At 65.8% G+C, this 17,391-nt stretch carries 15 protein-coding genes; 6 read left to right on the forward strand and 9 right to left on the reverse strand.

The annotated features are described in order from the left end of the window. The first annotated feature begins 35 nt into the window (after positions 1-35). Positions 36-896 carry an RDD family protein gene (locus K7711_RS05870; protein ID WP_222965494.1) on the forward strand — a complete coding sequence of 287 codons (861 nt, stop codon included), beginning with the start codon at positions 36-38 and terminating at the stop codon, positions 894-896. 78 nt (positions 897-974) lie between these two features. Here K7711_RS05870 and K7711_RS05875 read toward each other — a convergent pair whose 3' ends face one another. Continuing rightward, a complete protein-coding gene (locus tag K7711_RS05875) occupies positions 975-1,475 on the reverse strand; it encodes a DUF4190 domain-containing protein (protein WP_222965496.1) in 501 nt (166 codons plus the stop codon). Positions 1,476-1,524: 49 nt separating this feature from the next. Here K7711_RS05875 and K7711_RS05880 point away from each other — a divergent pair, with 49 nt between their 5' ends. Continuing rightward, complete coding sequence (locus K7711_RS05880) at positions 1,525-2,298, forward strand: queuosine precursor transporter (protein WP_222965498.1); 774 nt, start codon at positions 1,525-1,527, stop codon at positions 2,296-2,298. 285 nt (positions 2,299-2,583) lie between these two features. Next, positions 2,584-3,765 carry a Fic family protein gene (locus K7711_RS05885; RefSeq protein ID WP_222965500.1) on the forward strand — a complete coding sequence of 394 codons (1,182 nt, stop codon included), beginning with the start codon at positions 2,584-2,586 and terminating at the stop codon, positions 3,763-3,765. 62 nt (positions 3,766-3,827) lie between these two features. On the opposite strand, the gene tgt is transcribed toward K7711_RS05885, so the two are convergent. From tgt to K7711_RS05910, 5 genes are all read right to left on the reverse strand, one after another. Next, a complete protein-coding gene (tgt, locus tag K7711_RS05890) occupies positions 3,828-5,078 on the reverse strand; it encodes a tRNA guanosine(34) transglycosylase Tgt (protein ID WP_222965502.1) in 1,251 nt (416 codons plus the stop codon). A gap of 116 nt (positions 5,079-5,194) precedes the next feature. After that, the gene (locus K7711_RS05895; protein ID WP_222965504.1) at positions 5,195-7,135 is read right to left on the reverse strand and encodes an ABC transporter ATP-binding protein; all 1,941 of its coding nucleotides are present in this window, start codon (positions 7,133-7,135) and stop codon (positions 5,195-5,197) included. Further along, the gene (locus tag K7711_RS05900) at positions 7,132-8,868 is read right to left on the reverse strand and encodes an ABC transporter ATP-binding protein (RefSeq protein WP_222965507.1); all 1,737 of its coding nucleotides are present in this window, start codon (positions 8,866-8,868) and stop codon (positions 7,132-7,134) included. Before K7711_RS05900 ends, K7711_RS05895 begins: the two co-directional genes overlap by 4 nt. Positions 8,869-9,156: 288 nt before the next feature. Further along, a complete protein-coding gene (locus tag K7711_RS05905) occupies positions 9,157-9,699 on the reverse strand; it encodes an RrF2 family transcriptional regulator (RefSeq protein ID WP_222965509.1) in 543 nt (180 codons plus the stop codon). A 3-nt stretch (positions 9,700-9,702) separates the two neighbouring features. After that, positions 9,703-10,287 carry a TetR/AcrR family transcriptional regulator gene (locus tag K7711_RS05910; RefSeq protein WP_222965511.1) on the reverse strand — a complete coding sequence of 195 codons (585 nt, stop codon included), beginning with the start codon at positions 10,285-10,287 and terminating at the stop codon, positions 9,703-9,705. 200 nt (positions 10,288-10,487) lie between these two features. On the opposite strand from K7711_RS05910, the gene K7711_RS05915 reads away from it, so the two are divergent. Next, the gene (locus K7711_RS05915; protein WP_222965513.1) at positions 10,488-12,872 is read left to right on the forward strand and encodes an MMPL family transporter; all 2,385 of its coding nucleotides are present in this window, start codon (positions 10,488-10,490) and stop codon (positions 12,870-12,872) included. A gap of 69 nt (positions 12,873-12,941) precedes the next feature. On the opposite strand, the gene K7711_RS05920 is transcribed toward K7711_RS05915, so the two are convergent. Beyond that, complete coding sequence (locus K7711_RS05920; protein WP_222965515.1) at positions 12,942-13,877, reverse strand: LLM class F420-dependent oxidoreductase; 936 nt, start codon at positions 13,875-13,877, stop codon at positions 12,942-12,944. Positions 13,878-13,996: 119 nt separating this feature from the next. Here K7711_RS05920 and K7711_RS05925 point away from each other — a divergent pair, with 119 nt between their 5' ends. Beyond that, complete coding sequence (locus tag K7711_RS05925; protein WP_222965517.1) at positions 13,997-14,398, forward strand: VOC family protein; 402 nt, start codon at positions 13,997-13,999, stop codon at positions 14,396-14,398. A gap of 183 nt (positions 14,399-14,581) precedes the next feature. Continuing rightward, on the forward strand, positions 14,582-16,006 hold the full coding sequence (rox, locus tag K7711_RS05930) for a rifampin monooxygenase (protein ID WP_222965519.1): 1,425 nt from the start codon (positions 14,582-14,584) through the stop codon (positions 16,004-16,006). Positions 16,007-16,227: 221 nt separating this feature from the next. Here rox and K7711_RS05935 read toward each other — a convergent pair whose 3' ends face one another. Together K7711_RS05935 and K7711_RS05940 are read right to left on the reverse strand one after the other, a co-directional pair. Beyond that, on the reverse strand, positions 16,228-16,647 hold the full coding sequence (locus K7711_RS05935; RefSeq protein ID WP_222965520.1) for a Rid family hydrolase: 420 nt from the start codon (positions 16,645-16,647) through the stop codon (positions 16,228-16,230). Between the two features lie 20 nt (positions 16,648-16,667). Further along, a complete protein-coding gene (locus tag K7711_RS05940; protein ID WP_235746577.1) occupies positions 16,668-17,351 on the reverse strand; it encodes an HD domain-containing protein in 684 nt (227 codons plus the stop codon). Positions 17,352-17,391 lie beyond the last annotated feature (40 nt).

Consider the following 17,391-nt stretch of genomic DNA (forward strand, 5'->3'; position numbering starts at 1 on the left):
AAGCCACGACCACATCTACGAGGACTACACGAAATATGACAAGCGGTGGGTACGACCCCAACCAATACCCCCAGGGCGGCCAGCCGTACGGTCAGCCATACCCGCAGGCCGGTCAGCAGCCCTACCCGGGCCAGCCGGACTACGGGCAGCAGCAGCCGTACGGCCAGCAACCGTACCCGCAGGGGGGACAGCCGTATCCGCAGGGGGCACCGCAGGACCCTTACGGACAACAACAGCCGCAGCAGCCGTACGGACAACAGACCGGCGGCCAGCAGCAGCCTTACGGACAGCAGACCGGCGGACAGCCGTATCCGCAGCAGGACCCTTACGGGCAGCAGCAGGGCTACGGTCAGCAGCCGGGTTACGGACAGCAGCCGGGTTACGGTCAGCAGCCCGGCTACGGCGCACCGGGTGCGCCCGGTTTTCCGGGGATGCCGGGCGTTCCGGGACTGCCGCCGGGGGCGCAGCCCGCTGAACTGGGCATCCGGATCGGCGCCCGGCTGATCGACATGGTCATCGTGTCCATCCCGGGGTACCTGTTCTTCTTCCTCATCCAGATGTCGATGGGCATGTCCTTCGGCGCTCAGCTGGTCGGCGGGTTGCTGTTCGGCCTGGTCGGCGCACTGTACTTCCCGGTGATGGAGGCCACGCAGGGCTTCACCCTCGGGAAGAAGATCCTCGGTCTGCGGACCCTGGGCCCCAACGGTGCGCCGAAGCCGGATTTCCAGCAGGCGCTCATCCGCAACATCTACGCGATCTGCAACCTGCTGTGGTGCATCGGATCGATCGCCGCGCTGGTCATCATCATCGTCATGATGGTCACCATCGAGCAGTCCCCGATCAAGCAGGGCTGGCACGACCGGATCGCCGGCGGCACCCAGGTGATCAAGGGCTGAGGCCGAACACTCGCAGCACCACGAAATACCGAGGGGCGCACCCGATCACGGGTGCGCCCCTCGTCGTTCTCCCGGCACTCAATAGGTGTTCGACGAAGTGTTCGCGATGATGACGAAGACGATGACGAAGTACGCGACGACCAGGACGATGATGCCGACCCCGATCCAGATCCCGGCCAGCGCCATCCCGCGACCGTCCTGATTGCGCTCCTTGATCTGATTCAGCGCGATGAACCCCAGGATCACTCCGACGATCGAGGTGACACCGCAGGTCGCGAGCCCGGCGAGGGAGGTGACCAGCGAGGCGATGGCCATCCCGTTCGAGCTGCGCACGGGCGGATAACCACCGTAGGGCTGATAGCCGAGCGCGGGCGGATAAGGCTGCGGGGCGGGCTGGATCGGCGGCTGGGGATAACTCGGATACGACTGCGCCTGCGGTGGCGGCGCGGCCGGATACTGCGGAGCCGAGTTGTAGGACGGCGGAGGCGGCGGCGCCGATGGCTGGCCCCCCGACTCCGACGACACACCCTCGCCGCCGTACTGCTTCCACCACTCGTCGGAATCGCCGGGATTCGTCATTCGTCCAGCCTATTCGAAGGCGCCCGACTCCCGGTATCGTCAGTACCTCGTGAGCGAAACAAGACAAACGCCGGAAATCGACGAGTCTGGGCGCCCCGCGGCCGAGCACGCGTCGTTCGCGCGAGCCGTGGGGAGTCCCTACACCTTGATCGTGGTGGTTTTCACCACCACACTGATGATTTCGAACATCTGCGCCACCAAGGGCGTGCAATTCTTCGGCGGGCAGCATCTCTCGCTCGGACCGCTGGAGATCCTGCCGATCACCACCGACGGCGCGTTCTTCCTGTTCCCCCTGGCCTACGTCATCGGCGACATCCTCAGCGAGGTCTACGGCTTCAAGGCCGCCCGCCGCACCATCTACTACGGCTTCGGCATGCTGGCGCTGATGGTGCTGTGCTTCTGGATCGCCATCGGCCTGCCCGCGGCCGACTTCTACAGCAACCAGGACGCCTTCCGCACCGTCGCCGGGACCACCCCGCAGTTGGTCGCCGCGGGTCTGGCCGGATACGTCATCGGCCAGTTCCTGAACTCGGTGACGCTGGTCCTGATCAAGGAACGCACCAAGGAGAAGCACCTGTGGGCCCGCCTGCTGGGCTCCACCGTCGCCGGCGAATTCGGCGACACGCTGGTCTTCTGCTCCATCGCCGCCACCGCCATCGGCATCAACACCTGGGGCGCATTCCTGAATTACGTTCTGGTGGGCTTCATCTGGAAGACCCTCTGCGAGGTCATCGTCATGCCGATCAGCTACCGCTGCATCGCCTACCTGAAGAAGCGCGAACCTAGCTACGGCCCGCTGGACCGCCCCGCCCTGTACAGCTGATCAGGATCCCGCGTGCGGTAATCCACTCAGGTTCAATATATTTCGGACACCCGAGCGATCGGGTGTCCGAATGATGTTGCGCCACTGAGTTCTCGGCCTCGTCGACTCCGAGGCACATGTGACCACCCGACATCGATCCCGGCCCGAATACACGGACCGCCGGCCTCGTCCCCGCTGTCACAGTGTTGCGCTTCAGGGCGAAAATCAGTCCGAAAAGCAACAGAAGTATCCATTCACTTGCGATGTACGCCAGAAAAGCAACAGAAGTGGGCATACACTTTCATTGTGCACCCCGAAATGTTCGCTGACAGCCCCACGGGTTTCCTTGTACCCATCAATGGGACGGACCAGCGGTGGGGAGCCTGGTCTCATGTCGCCTTCGTCCCGGAACCGCTACCCATCGAGACTCCCGAGCTGAGCACGGCAACGTTCAACGCGGTCGCGAACGCTCGAGCCGCCCTTGCTGCACTGGACGCATCCGCACGGCAGCTGCCCAACCCGGCATTGCTGCGCCAGCCGACACTACGACAGGAGGCACAAAGCACCTCCGCACTGGAAGGAACCTACGCACCGCTGGAGGAGGTGCTGGGAGTGGATGCCGACGAGCGTCCGGCCGATGCGGCGATGCGGGAGGTCTTCAACTACGTCATCGCGGCCGAGCACGCGTTCGGTTGGGTCGACGACGGACGGCCACTCACCATCGGGTTGCTCGAGTCGATGCAGGGAATCCTGGTCGACGGCACATCCGCCGATACCCGCCAAGCCGGACGTATCCGAACCTCACAGGTGGTGATCGGTAGCCACCGTGGCGCGCACGTACGCGATGCTCGGTTCATTCCGCCACCGCCCGGCATCGATCTCGAAGGCCGGGTTCGAGACTGCATCGATTGGCTCATGCACCCGAGTGATGCGATCGATCCCCTGGTGCGAGCGGGGATGGCGCACTATCAGTTCGAAACCCTGCATCCGTTCAACGACGGCAACGGGCGTATCGGTCGCTTGCTCATCGTGCTGCAGTTGCACCTGTCGGGCGTGCTGTCGGAACCGACGCTCACGGTTTCCCCCTGGTTCGAAGCCCGCCGCGCCGAGTACTACGACCGCCTGCTAGCGGTCAGCACGAAGGGCGATTGGGATGGATGGATCAGATTCTTCACAACGGGTGTGGGCGCGGCGGCGAATTCCACCGCGAGGCAACTCACGGATCTGATGCGGATGCAGCACGAACTGAAGACCAGGGTGCGCAAGGCCGGTTTGCGCGCGGAAAACGCCGTGCGACTGGTTGATTACGCACTCGCCCAACCGATCTTCACCATTCGCAACGTGAGTCAACACCTCGACGTGACCCCAGCCCGCGCCAGGACCCTGGTCGCCCAACTGGTCGCCGCCGATGTCCTTCGCCAGTACGATGACAGCTCCTACGGCCGACGCTTCACCGCACCCGACGTACTCGCCATCCTGCTGCGATGAGCTGAGATGCGCTCACCTGGAAACACCGACCCGACTTCGAAGATGCTGGACGAGTCGACGACTCACATCGTGGGCGTCGTGATACGGCCCTGCCAGCGGCCGAGGGCCTCGGCTTTGAATTCGTCGTAGTAGCCGCCCTCGATACTGGCGCGGATATCGTCGACCAGGCGAATTGTGAAGCGTTCGTTGTGGATTGTGCAGAGGGTGGCGGCGAGCATTTCCTTCGCCTTGAACAGGTGGTGGATGTAGGCGCGGGTGTAGTGGGCGCAGGTGTAGCAATCGCAGGTTTCGTCGATGGGGGTGAAATCTCGGCGGAAACGGCTGGTGTTGATGTTGAAGCGGCCCTCGGGGACATAGATGGCGGCGTTGCGGGCTACGCGGGAGGGGTTCACGCAGTCGAAGGTATCCGCGCCGTTCTCGATGGCGACGAAGAAATCCTCCGGTTCGCTGATGCCTAGCAGATGACGTGGTTTGTCCTCGGGCAGTTCGTCACAGCACCAGCCGACGATCGTGCCGAGATTGTGTTTCTCCAGCGCGCCGCCGATCCCGTAGCCATCGAATCCCGTTCCGGCACTTCCCCGCAACGCCTCCAGATCGCGACATGCCTTGCGGCGCAGGTCCTCGTACTGCGCGCCCTGGATCACCGCGAACAACGCCTGATACGGCCGGTGGGTGCGTTCGGCGGTGAGACGCTCGTGCTCATCGATGCAGCGCTGCGCCCATTCGTGCGTGCGCGCCAGCGACTTCTCCTGGTAGCCACGGGTATTGAACAATGTGGTGAGCTCGTCGAAGGCGAACATTATGTCCGCACCCAGTCGGTGTTGAATACCCATCGACACCTCCGGGGTGAAACGATGTTTCGACCCGTCCAGATGCGATCGGAAAGTGACCCCGTCGTCGTCCACGACCGCGAGACGTTCTTTCCCCTTCGCGATCACATCGTCGCTCTGCACGCCGACGGCTTCCATCGCGAGCACCTTCTTGAAGCCGACCCCCAGCGACATCACCTGAAATCCGCCGCTGTCGGTGAACGTGGGCCCCGGCCAGTTCATGAACCGGCTCAATCCACCCGCCTCGTCCACGATGTCCGACCCCGGCTGCAGATACAGGTGATAGGCATTGGCGAGCAGCGCCTGCGCCCCGATCTCCCGCATCGTCTCCGGCAACACCGCCTTCACGGTCGCCTTCGTCCCCACAGGAATGAACGCCGGAGTGGAAATATCCCCGTGCGGCGTCCGCAATACCCCCGACCGCCCGTGCCGCCCCTCCAGACGTGCATTGATGGAGAACGAGAAATCAGCGGGATCGGCCACCCCGCAATACTGCCAGGCAGGCAGAACACATTCGCCGCCCGGTGCGCATCGAGGTGCGCCGCTGTTCGATGACGCGGAGCGGCTGTGGCCGTCACGGCTCGGACACCGGCGGAGCACTACACCGCGTCGAGCGAATCCTCGAGATCCTGATCGGTTGCGGCGCCGGCGAACTGGGCGCTGTAGAGCTTGTGATAGTGCCCGCGGGCGGCGAGCAGTTGGGTGTGGGTGCCCTGTTCCACGATGCGGCCGGACTCCATGACGATGATCAGGTCGGCATCGCGAATCGTCGAAAGACGGTGGGCGATAACGAAACTGGTGCGATCTCGACGCAGCGCCGCCATCGCCTGCTGGACGAGCAGTTCGGTGCGGGTGTCGACCGAGCTGGTGGCCTCGTCCAGGATCAGGATCGACGGTTTGGCCAGGAAGGCGCGGGCGATGGTGATGAGCTGCTTCTCCCCGGCGCTGACGCCCGAACCCTCATCATCGATCACCGTGTCGTAGCCGTTGGGCAGTGAGTGCACGAACCGGTCGACGAAGGCGTCGCGGGCGGCCTCCAGCATCTCCTGCTCACTCGCCGCGGGATTGCCGTAGGCGATGTTCTCCCGGATCGTGCCGCCGAACAGCCAGGTGTCCTGCAACACCATGCCGATCCTGGACCGCAGATGATCGCGGGTCAGGCGGGTGATGTCGACGCCGTCGATGGTGATGACGCCCTCGTCCACCTCGTAGAACCGCTCCAGCAGATTCACCAGTGTGGTCTTGCCCGCACCGGTCGGGCCGACGATGGCCACCACATGTCCGGGCTCGGCGACCAGCGACAGGTCTTCGATGATCGGCTTTTCGGCCTCGTACCGGAACGAGACGTCCTCGAACGCCACCCGCCCGCGCTCCACCGGGCGCGAATCCTCCTGCGCCGGATCGGGGATCTGCTCGGGCGCGTCGAGGATCTCGAAGATCCGCTCGGCCGAGGCCACCCCGGACTGCAGCAGATTGATCATCGAACCGATCTGCGTGAGCGGCTGACTGAAACCGCGCGAGTACTGGATGAACGCCTGCACCTCCCCCAGGGACAGACTGCCCGAGGCCACCCGCAACCCGCCGACCACGGCGATCAGCACATAGTTGAGGTTCCCGACGAACATCATCACCGGCATGATCAGCCCGGAGATGAACTGCGCCCGGAAACTCGCCTCGTAGAGTTTGCCGTTGCGCTGGTCGAAATCCCGGCCGACCTCGTTCATCCGGCCGAACGCCGTGACCACCTCGTGCCCGGTGTACGCCTCCTCGACCTGGGCGTTGACCAGACCGGTGTACTTCCACTGATCGATGAAATGCGGTTTGGACCGTTTGGCGATCTGCGCGGTCACCACCACCGCGACCGGCACGGTGAGCAGCGCGATCAACGCCAGCAGCGGCGAGATCCAGAACATCATGATCAGGATGCCGATCACCGTCAGCACCGAGGTCACCATCTGGCTCAGCGTCTGCTGCAGGCTCTGCGACATGTTGTCCACGTCGTTGGTGACGCGACTGAGCAGGTCACCGCGCGGATTGTTGTCGAAGTAGCTCAGCGGCAACCGGTGGATCTTGTCCTCGACATCGGCGCGCAGCCGTTTGATCACGCGGTTGATCACGGTGGTGAGCAGATATCCCTGCAACCACCCGAACACTCCGGCGCAGATGTACAGCGCCAGTACCACCAGCAGCACCCGGCCGACCGCGCCGAAATCCACCCCGACGCCGGGGACGACGTCCATTCCGGCCAGCATGTCGGCCATGCGGCTCTGGCCGTGCTCGCGCAGCCCGGCGATCGCCTGATCCTTGGTCTGGCCCGCGTGGAACTGCTTGCCGATCACCCCGTCGAAGATCAGGTTGGTGGCCCGGCCGAGGATCTGCGGGCCGAGCGTGTTGAGCACGACCGCGATCACGGCCAGCACCAGGATCACCGTGACCAGCACACGATCCGGCGCGAGCCGCCGCAGCAGCCGCTTCAGCGAGGGGCCGAAGGATTTCGCCTTGGTTCCGGGAGCGCCCGGTCCGGGCATACCGGGTCTCATCGCGCGGCCTCCTCCGGGCTGTACTGCGATTCCACGATCTCGCGGTACTCACCGCACTCGCGCAGCAGTTCGTCGTGGGTTCCCTGCCCGACCACCGCGCCGTCCTCCAGCACGATGATCCGATCGGCGTCGCGGACCGTGGAAATCCGTTGCGCCACAGTGATCACCGCCGCGTCGGCGGTCTCCGGACGCAACGCCTCGCGCACCCGGGCGTCGGTGGCGACGTCGAGTGCGGAGAAGCAGTCGTCGAACAGGTAGATCCGGGGTCTGCGCACCAGCGCGCGGGCGATCGCGAGCCGCTGTCGCTGACCACCCGATACCGTGGTGCCGCCCTGCGCCATCGGCGTCTGCAGTTCCTGCGGCATGGCTCGCACGAAATCCGCGGCCTGGGCGATCTCCAGGGCGTGCCACAGTTCCTCGTCGGTGGCCTCGGGTTTTCCGTAGCGCAGATTGTCCGCGACCGTGCCGGTGAACAGATACGCCTTCTGCGGTACCAGGCCGATCTGCGCGCGCAGCACCTCCAGGTCGACCTGGCGCACATCGACGCCGCCGACGCGGATCTCCCCGCCGGTCACGTCGATCAGGCGCGGCACGAGATTGATCAGCGTGGTCTTGCCCGCACCGGTCGAACCGACGATCGCGGTGGTCTCGCCCGGCTCGACGCGGAACCGCACATCGCGCACCACCGGTTTCTCCGCACCGGGGAAGGTGAATTCGGCCGCGGCGAATTCCACCGATCCGGGATCGCGGGTGAACGCCTGCGGCTGTCGCGGCGGGACCACCGAGGATTCGGTCTCCAGCACCGTGGAGATGCGTTCGGCCGAGACCGCCGCGCGCGGGGCCATCATCGCCAGGAACGAGGCCATCATCACGGCCATCAGAATCTGCATGATGTAGGCCAGCATCGCGGTCAACGATCCGACCTGCATGGTTCCGTCGTCGATGGCGTGCCCGCCGAACCACAGCACCGCCACCGTGGTCACGTTGCTGATCAGCATGACCGCGGGGAACATCAGCGCGCTCAGGCGCCCGACGTACAGCGACGCCTTGGTCAGATCGGTGTTGGCCAGGTCGAACCGCGCGGTCTCGTGCCGTTCGCGCACGAAGGCCCGGACCACCCGGATACCCGTGATCTGTTCGCGCAGAACACGATTCACCCCGTCGATGCGGGACTGCACGGCCCGGAAGCCGGGCACCATCCGGGAGATGATCACCGCCATGGTCAACGCCAGCACCGGCACCGCGACCAGCAGGATCCAGGACAACCCGAGCGCCTGCTTCAACGCCATGACGATGCCGCCGATGCACATGATCGGCGCCATCACCAGGATGGTCACACTCATCACGACCAGCAGCTGCACCTGCTGCACATCGTTCGTGTTGCGGGTGATCAGCGAGGGCGCGCCGAACATCCCGACCTCCCGCGCGGAGAAAGCGCCCACCCGGTGCAGCAGCGCCGCGCGCATATCGCGCCCGGCCCCCATCGCGGCCTGTGCGCCGAGATACACCGAGGTCGCCGAGGCGAGGATCTGCACGCCCGAGACGAGCAGCATCCACAGCCCGGTGCGCCAGATGTAGCCGATATCGCCCTTGGTGACACCGTTATCGATGATGTCGGCGTTCAGCGTCGGTAGATAGAGCATCGCGATCACCGCGACGAGCTGCAGTACGACGACACCCGCCAGCTGGGCACGATACGGTGCGGCGAAGGTGCGAAGCAGTCGGATCAACATGGTGCCTGAAGGCTACCGTCAACCGATGACACGCTCGCCGGGATTCCGCCCTGGGCGGACAGCGTGTGGCGCACCTGCGTCACCGGCCGGTTCGGAAACACCGCACAACACCCGACGCACCGGATCCGGCCTGTTCCCACGCCGGATCGCGCACCCCGTTCTCCCACATCGGATTCGGTCTCCGAACCGGATCAGCTCTCCGCGCGCCGCCGATCGTGGTACCGGAAGCACCCCGGCCCGAGTTCCGAATCCGCCCCGCACCACCGGGTATTCGGTCCGGCGCCGGCTTCACATCGGGTTCGACCGCGCGTCGGATTCGCGCTCTGCAGTTGCGCCTGCGGGCCCCTCGAGGGCGGGGCGCCGGGCCCACGCACCCGGATCGGCGGTCAGCGCGTCGACGAATTCCGGCAGCTGCCCCGTGGCGATCTGCGCGATGGACACCTCTTCCAGTACCGCACGGATGTTGACCCGCAACGCGATCCACACCTGTTGCAGCGGTTCGGCCACACCGGAGTACCGGACGTCCTCGGGACGTCGCCCGCGTACCGAGGCCAGCGGCCCCTCGACCGCGCGGATGACGTCGGCGATGCTGATCCGCTCGGCCGGGCGCGCGAGCCGATAACCGCCCTCGGGTCCGCGCCGACTGGTCAGCAGGCCCGCCCGGCGCAGCTGCGCGGCGGTCGCCTCGAGGATCTTCGGCGGTATCTCCTGCGCCGCGGCGATGGTTTCCGCCTTCACCGAATCATGTTGTGCGTCAACGGAATCGGACTGCGTTCGGGCGATCTCCAGGAGTATCCGAACGGCGTTGTCGACCCGCGGCGAGATGTGCACGGCCTACTCCCCGGTGAGGGCGCCGAGCGCCGCGTTCAGCAGGACCCGTTCGATCAGTTCGTCGCCCGCGCCGGGTGCGAGTTCGCGCGACCAGAACACCGAGGTGAGCATCTCCAGCGCGGCACTGGCCCGCAGCATCGCCGCGTCGTCCGCGCCGGGACCGGCCAGCCAGGTACACAGCCGCCGGTTGTTATCGATGATGTCCGGGTAGAGGTCGCTGATCGCGTTGAGGATCGTGACGCTGTCCCGCACACACATCGCCCCCGCGGTGCGATTGCGCAACAGCACCCCCAACTGGGCCGAGAGCACCTCGCGAACGGTCGACGAATTGTGCTCGAGCCCCTCGGCGACATCGACGTTGGCCCGCAGTTCGTCGAATATCGGCCGGATGACCGCAAGGAGTAGATCGAGCTTCGAAGCGTAGTGATAGTAGAGCGACGCCTTTGTGATTCCTACCGCATCTGCGACCTCGCGCAGGCTCGTCTGATCGAATCCCTTGGCGGAGAACAGGCGGATCGCAGCGTCCCGAATCGCATCCTTGGTGCTTCTACCTGCGGCGACCGATCCGGCAGAACTGCGCGTTGCCATTGTGCGATCCTCTCATCCCCCTACGCGGCGCGGGCGAACGTGGCCAAGTCGAGGTTGTTGCTCCGTTTACGGCTCGGTAGTCTACCTACCGCACGGTAGGCAGGAAAAACTCGTGGAGGCGGTACGCACGGCGGCCGCACAAAGGCTGCCTGCACATCTCGCCCAGCACACGACCCAGCGATCGCTAGGAGAAACCGCTCGTGTCCGTATACCTCTACCGGTGGGGCAAGTTCGCCTATCGCCGGAAATGGATCGTGTTACCGGTCTGGCTACTGATCTTCCTGATCATCGGCGGGCTCGGTCTCGGGCTGAAGAAGCCGGTGAAGGATGATTTCAACATCCCGAACCTGCCGTCCCAGCGGGCGACGGACATCCTCGACAAACAGTTCCCCGGCATGTCGGCGCAGTTCAGCTTCGACGCGGTGACCGGCACCTATGTGATCGGCGCACCGGCCGGACAGAAGCTCACCGATCCCGCGAACCGTGCCGCGGTCACCGAACTGGTGCAGAAGCTGGGCGATCTGAACATCGTCGCGCACACCACGACGCCGATGAATCCGACCGGCGCCGTGATGAATCCGATCGACGCCGCGGACAAGATGGGCTGCCTCACCGGCGATCGCGCCGACGCGGCGTTCGTCGCGCGCTGCGGCCTGGCCCCGCTGAACGTCCTGGGCAAGGGCGACGGTTCCACCGCACCCGCGGATACCGTTGCGTACCTGCAGGTTCCGTTCAATATCAAGAAGTTCTCCGATATCACCGCCGCCGACCGCAAGGCCGCCTACGACGTGGCCGACGTCGCCCGCAGCGCCGGGCTGACCGTCGAGATGGACGGCACCATCGCGCAGAACAACGCCATCGACACCGGCGCCTCGGAGATGGTCGGCTACGTCGTGGCCTTCATCGTGATGATGATCGCGTTCGGCGCGCTGCTGGCCGCCTTCGTGCCCATCCTGACCGGCATCGTCGGCGTGGGCGCGGCCTCGGCGCTGATCATGGCCGGCACCTCGATCGCGAACATCCCCAGTTTCACCACGATTCTGGCCTCGATGATCGGTATCGCGCTGTCCATCGACTACGCGCTGTTCATCGTCTCGCGCTACAAACACGAACTGGCGATACAGGATTCGCCCGAGGAGGCGGCCGGTACCGCGATCGGCACGGCCGGTTCCGCGGTGGTGTTCGCGGGCCTGACGGTCATCATCGCGCTGTGCGGCCTGAGCATCGTCGGGGTCAGCTTCCTGACCTGGATGGGTCTGGGCGGCGCGCTCGCGGCGGCCTTCGCGATCATGGTCGCGCTCACGCTGCTGCCCGCGCTGATGGGCGCGTTCGGCAAATACCTGTTCAAGCCGAAGCTGCCGCTGGTCGCCAAACACGACCCCGAGGACGGTTCCTCGGTCACCAACGGCATGCGGTTCGGCCGCCTGATCGGCCGGATGCCCGCGGTGACGCTGGTGCTGAGCATCGTCGTGCTGGGTCTGTTCGCACTGCCCGCCACCAAGCTGAGCCTGGGCCTGCCCGGCGAGGACAGCCAGCCCACCACCAGCACCGTGCGCAAGGCATACGACCTGCGCACCGAGGGATTCGGCGTGGGCAGCAACGGAATTCTGACCATCGTCGCGGATCTGAGCGGGGTCGCACCCGAGCAGCGCCAGGCCGCGCTGACCGCGCTGCACGACAAGCTGGCGGGCTACCCGGGGATGGATTTCGTCACCCCGGCGGCCACCAACGTCGTCGATCAGGCCACCCAGGCTCCGGACTACGCGCATTCGACGGGTGCGCGGTTGTCGGCGGTGCCCAAGACCGGGCCGAACGACAAGGCCACCCAGGATCTGGTCAAGAACGCGCGCGGCGCGGAGAACCAGTTCAAGTCCCAGTACGGGATGGAATACGGCATCACGGGTAGCACCGCGATCTACGCCGATGTGTCCAGTGCGCTGCTCGGCAAGATCGTGCCCTATATGGCGATCGTGGCCGCGGCGGCGTTCATCCTGCTGATGCTGGTGTTCCGCTCGATTCTGGTGCCGCTGACCGCGGCCCTGGGCTTCCTGTTGTCGATGGCCGCGACCTTCGGTGCGACCGTGCTGATCTTCCAGGAGGGCAAGCTCGGGCTGGTCAAGGAGACCCATCCGCTGGTCAGCTTCCTGCCGATCATCCTGATCGGCCTGGTATTCGGCCTGGCCATGGACTACCAGGTGTTCCTGGTCTCGCGAATGCGTGAGGAGTACACCCACGGCAAGTCGCCGAAGGAGGCCGTGGTGGCGGGCTACCACCACGGCGCCCGGGTGGTGACCTCGGCCGCGGTGATCATGATCTCGGTGTTCGGCGGATTCGTCATGATGCCCGACGTGACGGCGAAGTCGATGGGCTTCGCGCTGGCCGCGGGCGTGCTGTTCGACGCCTTCCTGGTGCGCATGGTGCTGATTCCGTCGCTGCTGGTGCTGCTGGGCCGTTCGGCCTGGTGGCTGCCCAAGTGGCTGGATCGGATCCTGCCCGATATCGACGTGGAGGGCACGAAACTGCGTGCGCTGCAGGAGCGGGAGCGCGAGGCGGCGCGGGAGCGCGAGCCCGTACCGGTCGGCTGATCACGCGAGAGAACGCCGCGGCCCCGCACTCACGAATCGAGTGCGGGGCCGCGGCATTTCGTCGAGGACTCAGTCCAGCTGCGGCGCGACCTCGGAGGCGAAGAATTCGATGTGCTCGAGGTCCGTGAGGTCCAGCACCTGCAGGTACAGCCGGGTGATGCCGGTCTCCTCGCGGTAGCGGCCGATCTTGTCGACGATCTCCGCCGGCGACCCGGCCAGGCCGTTCTGCCGCAATTCCTCCGGTTCGCGGCCGATTGCCGCTGCGCGACGGGCGATTTCGGCGTCGTCGCGACCCGTGCACAGCACCTGCGCGACCGAGCGGATGATCTCACCGGGATCGCGGCCGATCGCCCGAGCCGCCGCGTCCACGCGCTCGCTCTGCGCCTTGGCCGTGGCGACGTCGGCGAACGGCAGGTTGAACTCCTGCGCGAAACGGGCTACCAGCTCCGGGGTGCGTTTCTTGCCGGTGCCGCCGATGATCACCGGCGGACGCGGACGCTGCGTCGTCTTCGGCAGGGCCGGGGCGTTCTCCAACCGGTAGTGCTTACCGGCGTAGTCGAAACTCTCGCCCTCGGGGGTCTCCCACAGGCCGGTGATGATCTCGAGCTGTTCGGCGTAGCGGTCGAATCGCTCCTTCACCTCGTACAACTCGATGCCGTAGGCGGTGTGCTCGGCGGCGAACCAGCCTGCGCCCAAGCCGAATTCGACTCGCCCGCCGGACATCTGGTCCACCTGCGCCACCGAGATGGCCAGCACCGAGGGATGCCGGAAGGTGGCGGCGGTGACGAGTGTGCCCAGGCGGATCCGGGAGGTCTCGCGGGCCAGGCCCGCCAGGGTGATCCACGCGTCGGTGGGGCCGGGCAGCCCGGACACCTCACCCATCTTCAGAAAGTGATCGGACCGGAAGAACGCGTCGTATCCGGCGTCCTCGGTGGTCTTGGCGACCCGCAGGAGATCGTCGTAGGTTGCGCCTTGCTGGGGTTCGGTAAAGGTCCGTAGGTCCACGAGCTTCTACCGTACGCCCACGATCCCCCGAATCCTGCGGACAGAACCTGTCCGGTTTCAACCCTAGCCTGGCAGAAGCCGGGGGATCCGCCTCCGACACCGACCGGAAGGGCATTGCCGTGAACCTCGTCTCGATCCGCCTCATCACCGATGACGTCCGCCGACTGGCCGAATTCTACGAACTGGTGACCGGTGTCGAAGCCGCTTGGGCCACACCAGATTTCGCGGAGATCGTGACTCCCGCCGGAACACTCGCACTCGGAAGCACTCGAACCGTGGCACTTTTCGGGCCCGGCAGCGCGCGCCCGGCCGACAATCACACCGCGATCATCGAATTCCTGGTCCCGGACGTGGACGCCGAATATCGCCGATTGCACACTGCGGTAGCGGATTTCGTGAACGAACCGACGACGATGCCGTGGGGGAATCGGGCGCTGCTGCTGCGCGATCCGGACGGCAATCTGGTCAATCTCTTCACCCCGGTCACCGAGGCGGCCATCGCGAAATTCGCGGCTCGCTGAACTCCCCTCCCCTTTCAAGATATATCGCACCCCGGGGCTTGCGGCAAGGCCCGGGGGGTGCCGCAGAATAGGCGCCCGAAGCCAGAACCTGCGGAAATCCGGAATCAGCGCGGCGCATTGCCGCGCCCGACGACGGGGCCCCGCGGCGACTGGGCGGGTGAGAATTGGGCGAATGGGTGGTTCATGTTCGATGTGATCATTGCCGGGTGCGGACCGACCGGCGCGATGCTGGCCGCCGAACTGCGGCTGCACGAGGTGCGGGTACTCGTCGTGGAGTCCGAACCCGAGCCCGTGCCGTTCGTGCGCGCACTCGGACTGCATATTCGCAGTATCGAACTGATGGCGATGCGCGGACTGCTGGATCGTTTTCTCGAACGCGGAAAACAGCATCCGACCGGTGGTTTCTTCGCCGCCATCACCAGGCCCGCGCCCGAGGGACTGGATTCCGCGCACGCCTATGTGCTCGGCATTCCGCAGCCGATCATCGATCAACTGCTCACCGAACGAGCGATCGAACTGGGCGCGCAGGTCCGGCGCGGTTGTACCGTGACCGGTTTCGAGCAGGACGACGAAGGGGTGACCATCGAACTGGCCGACGGTGAGCGGCTGCGTTCGAGGTATCTGATCGGCTGCGACGGCGGGCGCAGTACGGTGCGCAAACTGCTCGGCGTCGGTTTTCCCGGCGAACCCGCGCGGACCGAGACGCTGCTGGGCGAGATGGAAGTGGGAGTGCCGCAGGAGGAGGTCGCCGCCAAGGTGAGCGAAATCCGGGAGACCGTCAAGCGATTCGGCCTCGGCACCCGCGACGGGCAGATCTATCGCGTCGTGGTCCCCGATCTGGAGGTCAGCGAGCGCAAGAAACCGCCCACCCTGGAGGATTTCACACAGCGGCTGCGCGCCATCGCCGGAACCGATTTCGGCGTGCACTCCCCGCGCTTCCTGTCCCGCTTCGGTGATGCCACCCGGCTGGCCGAGCATTACCGGGTCGGCCGGGTGCTGTTGGCCGGTGACGCTGCGCACATCCACCCGCCCACCGGCGGTCAGGGCCTGAACCTGGGCGTCCAGGACGCGTTCAACCTCGGCTGGAAACTGGCCGCGCAGATCGGCGGCCGGGCTCCCGAAACCTTGCTGGACACCTACGAGGCCGAACGTCGGCCGGTCGCCGCGGAGGTGCTGAACAACACCCGCGCCCAGATGGAACTGCTGTCCACCGAACCGGGCCCGCAGGCGGTGCGCAAACTGCTCACCGAACTGATGGAGTTCGACGAGGTGAACCGCTACCTCATCGAGAAGATCACCGCGATCGGCATCCGCTACGACTTCGGCGAGGGCCCCGATCTGTTGGGCCGCCGCCTGCGCGATATCGACCTGAAACAGGGTCGTCTCTACGACCGGATGCACCTGGGCCGCGGACTACTCCTGGACCGCACCGAGCACCTGTCCGTCGACGGCTGGTCCGACCGGGTCGACCTGATCGCGGATCCCACTGCGGCACTGGATGTTCCGGCCGCGCTACTGCGGCCCGACGGCCACATCGCCTGGATCGGCGAAAACCAGCAGGACCTGAACGACCACCTGTCCCGCTGGTTCGGCAAGCCCGCCGACTGAATCCCGAAGCCCGCGCCGATCGGCGGCAAATCGTTTCCGGCACAGAGTTTTCCGCATCCGGAACGACATCTTCCCGCTCGCGCCGACGTTGTTCTGGCACGGCACCCCGAGCAGCTCGAGCGGATCCTGCCGATGTCGCCGCCGACCAGTCGGCGCGGATGACTTCGAGCCGACTGGACGGCGATTCGGCGGTGGCCGACCGAACGCACCCGACCCGAAGCTCAGACGTTCTCGGGATACGTTGCGGTTGCCTGGATTTCGATCAGAATCTCCGGGCTGGCCAGGCCGTCCACGCCGATGATGGACCAGGCCGGGTAGGGCGAGTCGATGAAACGTTGCTTGGCGGTGAGGAATTCGGGCAGATTGTGGCGAATATCGACGTGGTAGCTGGTGACGTCGACCAGGGCGGTGAGGTCGAGGTTCTCCTGGCGGAGGATCGCCTCGATACGGCGCAGCGCGAGTTCGGTCTGCTCCTCGACGGTTTCACCGGCGGTTCCGTCGGCGCGGCGGCCGATCTGGCCGGAGATGAACAGCAGCCCGTGGGCGCGAACCGCGGCGGAATGCCCGAAGCGCGCGAAGGCATCGATGGTCTTACCGAAAGCTGCTGTGCCCTCCGGGATTTCGACGGTCTGAATGGTCATGGTGATACTTCCCTTCTTCGTCAGTCGCCCCATCGGGACGTTCGGCAGGAATGCTCCATCCTGGTGCGGCCGAAGATTTCGCGTTCGCGCAGGAATTCGCCCGGAATCGCGTATCGCGGTGCGTTTTTCGGATTCTTCGCGGCCTGCGCGACGATCGCGTCGGTGAGCGAGCGGACCATGTCCAGTCGCGGATAGGCGGTGTGCACGATCTCGGCCTGCTCCTCGGTGAGATCCGCGAGCGGGTCCGCGCCCAGCGGACCGCCGAAATCCACGGCGACACCCTCGCGCACGAGCACGCACAGCACTCCGCGACGTTCCGCGATACCCGGCGAGGTGTGCAGGGCGATGGCCTGCCAGACCTGATCGGCCTCGGCCTCGCCGATCCCGCGTTCGCGCAGGAATGCCGCGGCCCGGTCCGCGCCTTCGACCTCGAACCGCTGGATGTGCGGGCCGTCCGGGGCGACGCCGAGGTCGTGCATCGTGCACGCGGCGAACAGCAGGTCGTCGTCGTAGTCGCGGCCCGCGGCCAGGGCCCGGCGTGCGGCAGCCAGCCGGGCGAACAGATAGGTGCGGATGCTGTGGTTGAACACCGAGGTCGATTCCGCCGCGCGGATGAGGTGCACGACGGCATCGGCGAGCGGGGTGCGCGGTAGTGCGATCAGGTCGCGGGCCGGGTCGGTCATGATCTCCAGCCTGCCGTTCATCGCCCCTACCTGGTGAGTGGCGAATTTGCCCCGTTTCGTT

Source organism: Nocardia coffeae (assembly GCF_019890715.1).
Lineage (GTDB): Bacteria > Actinomycetota > Actinomycetes > Mycobacteriales > Mycobacteriaceae > Nocardia > Nocardia jiangxiensis.

Coding starts and splice junctions, on each gene's coding strand:
- K7711_RS05870 (WP_222965494.1), top strand. CDS start 36: ATGACAAGCGGTGGGTACGACCCCAACCAATACCCCCAGGGCGGCCAG.
- K7711_RS05875 (WP_222965496.1), bottom strand. CDS start 1,475: ATGACGAATCCCGGCGATTCCGACGAGTGGTGGAAGCAGTACGGCGGC.
- K7711_RS05895 (WP_222965504.1), bottom strand. CDS start 7,135: ATGAGACCCGGTATGCCCGGACCGGGCGCTCCCGGAACCAAGGCGAAA.
- K7711_RS05900 (WP_222965507.1), bottom strand. CDS start 8,868: ATGTTGATCCGACTGCTTCGCACCTTCGCCGCACCGTATCGTGCCCAG.
- K7711_RS05910 (WP_222965511.1), bottom strand. CDS start 10,287: ATGGCAACGCGCAGTTCTGCCGGATCGGTCGCCGCAGGTAGAAGCACC.
- rox (WP_222965519.1), top strand. CDS start 14,582: ATGTTCGATGTGATCATTGCCGGGTGCGGACCGACCGGCGCGATGCTG.
- K7711_RS05935 (WP_222965520.1), bottom strand. CDS start 16,647: ATGACCATTCAGACCGTCGAAATCCCGGAGGGCACAGCAGCTTTCGGT.
- K7711_RS05940 (WP_235746577.1), bottom strand. CDS start 17,351: ATGAACGGCAGGCTGGAGATCATGACCGACCCGGCCCGCGACCTGATC.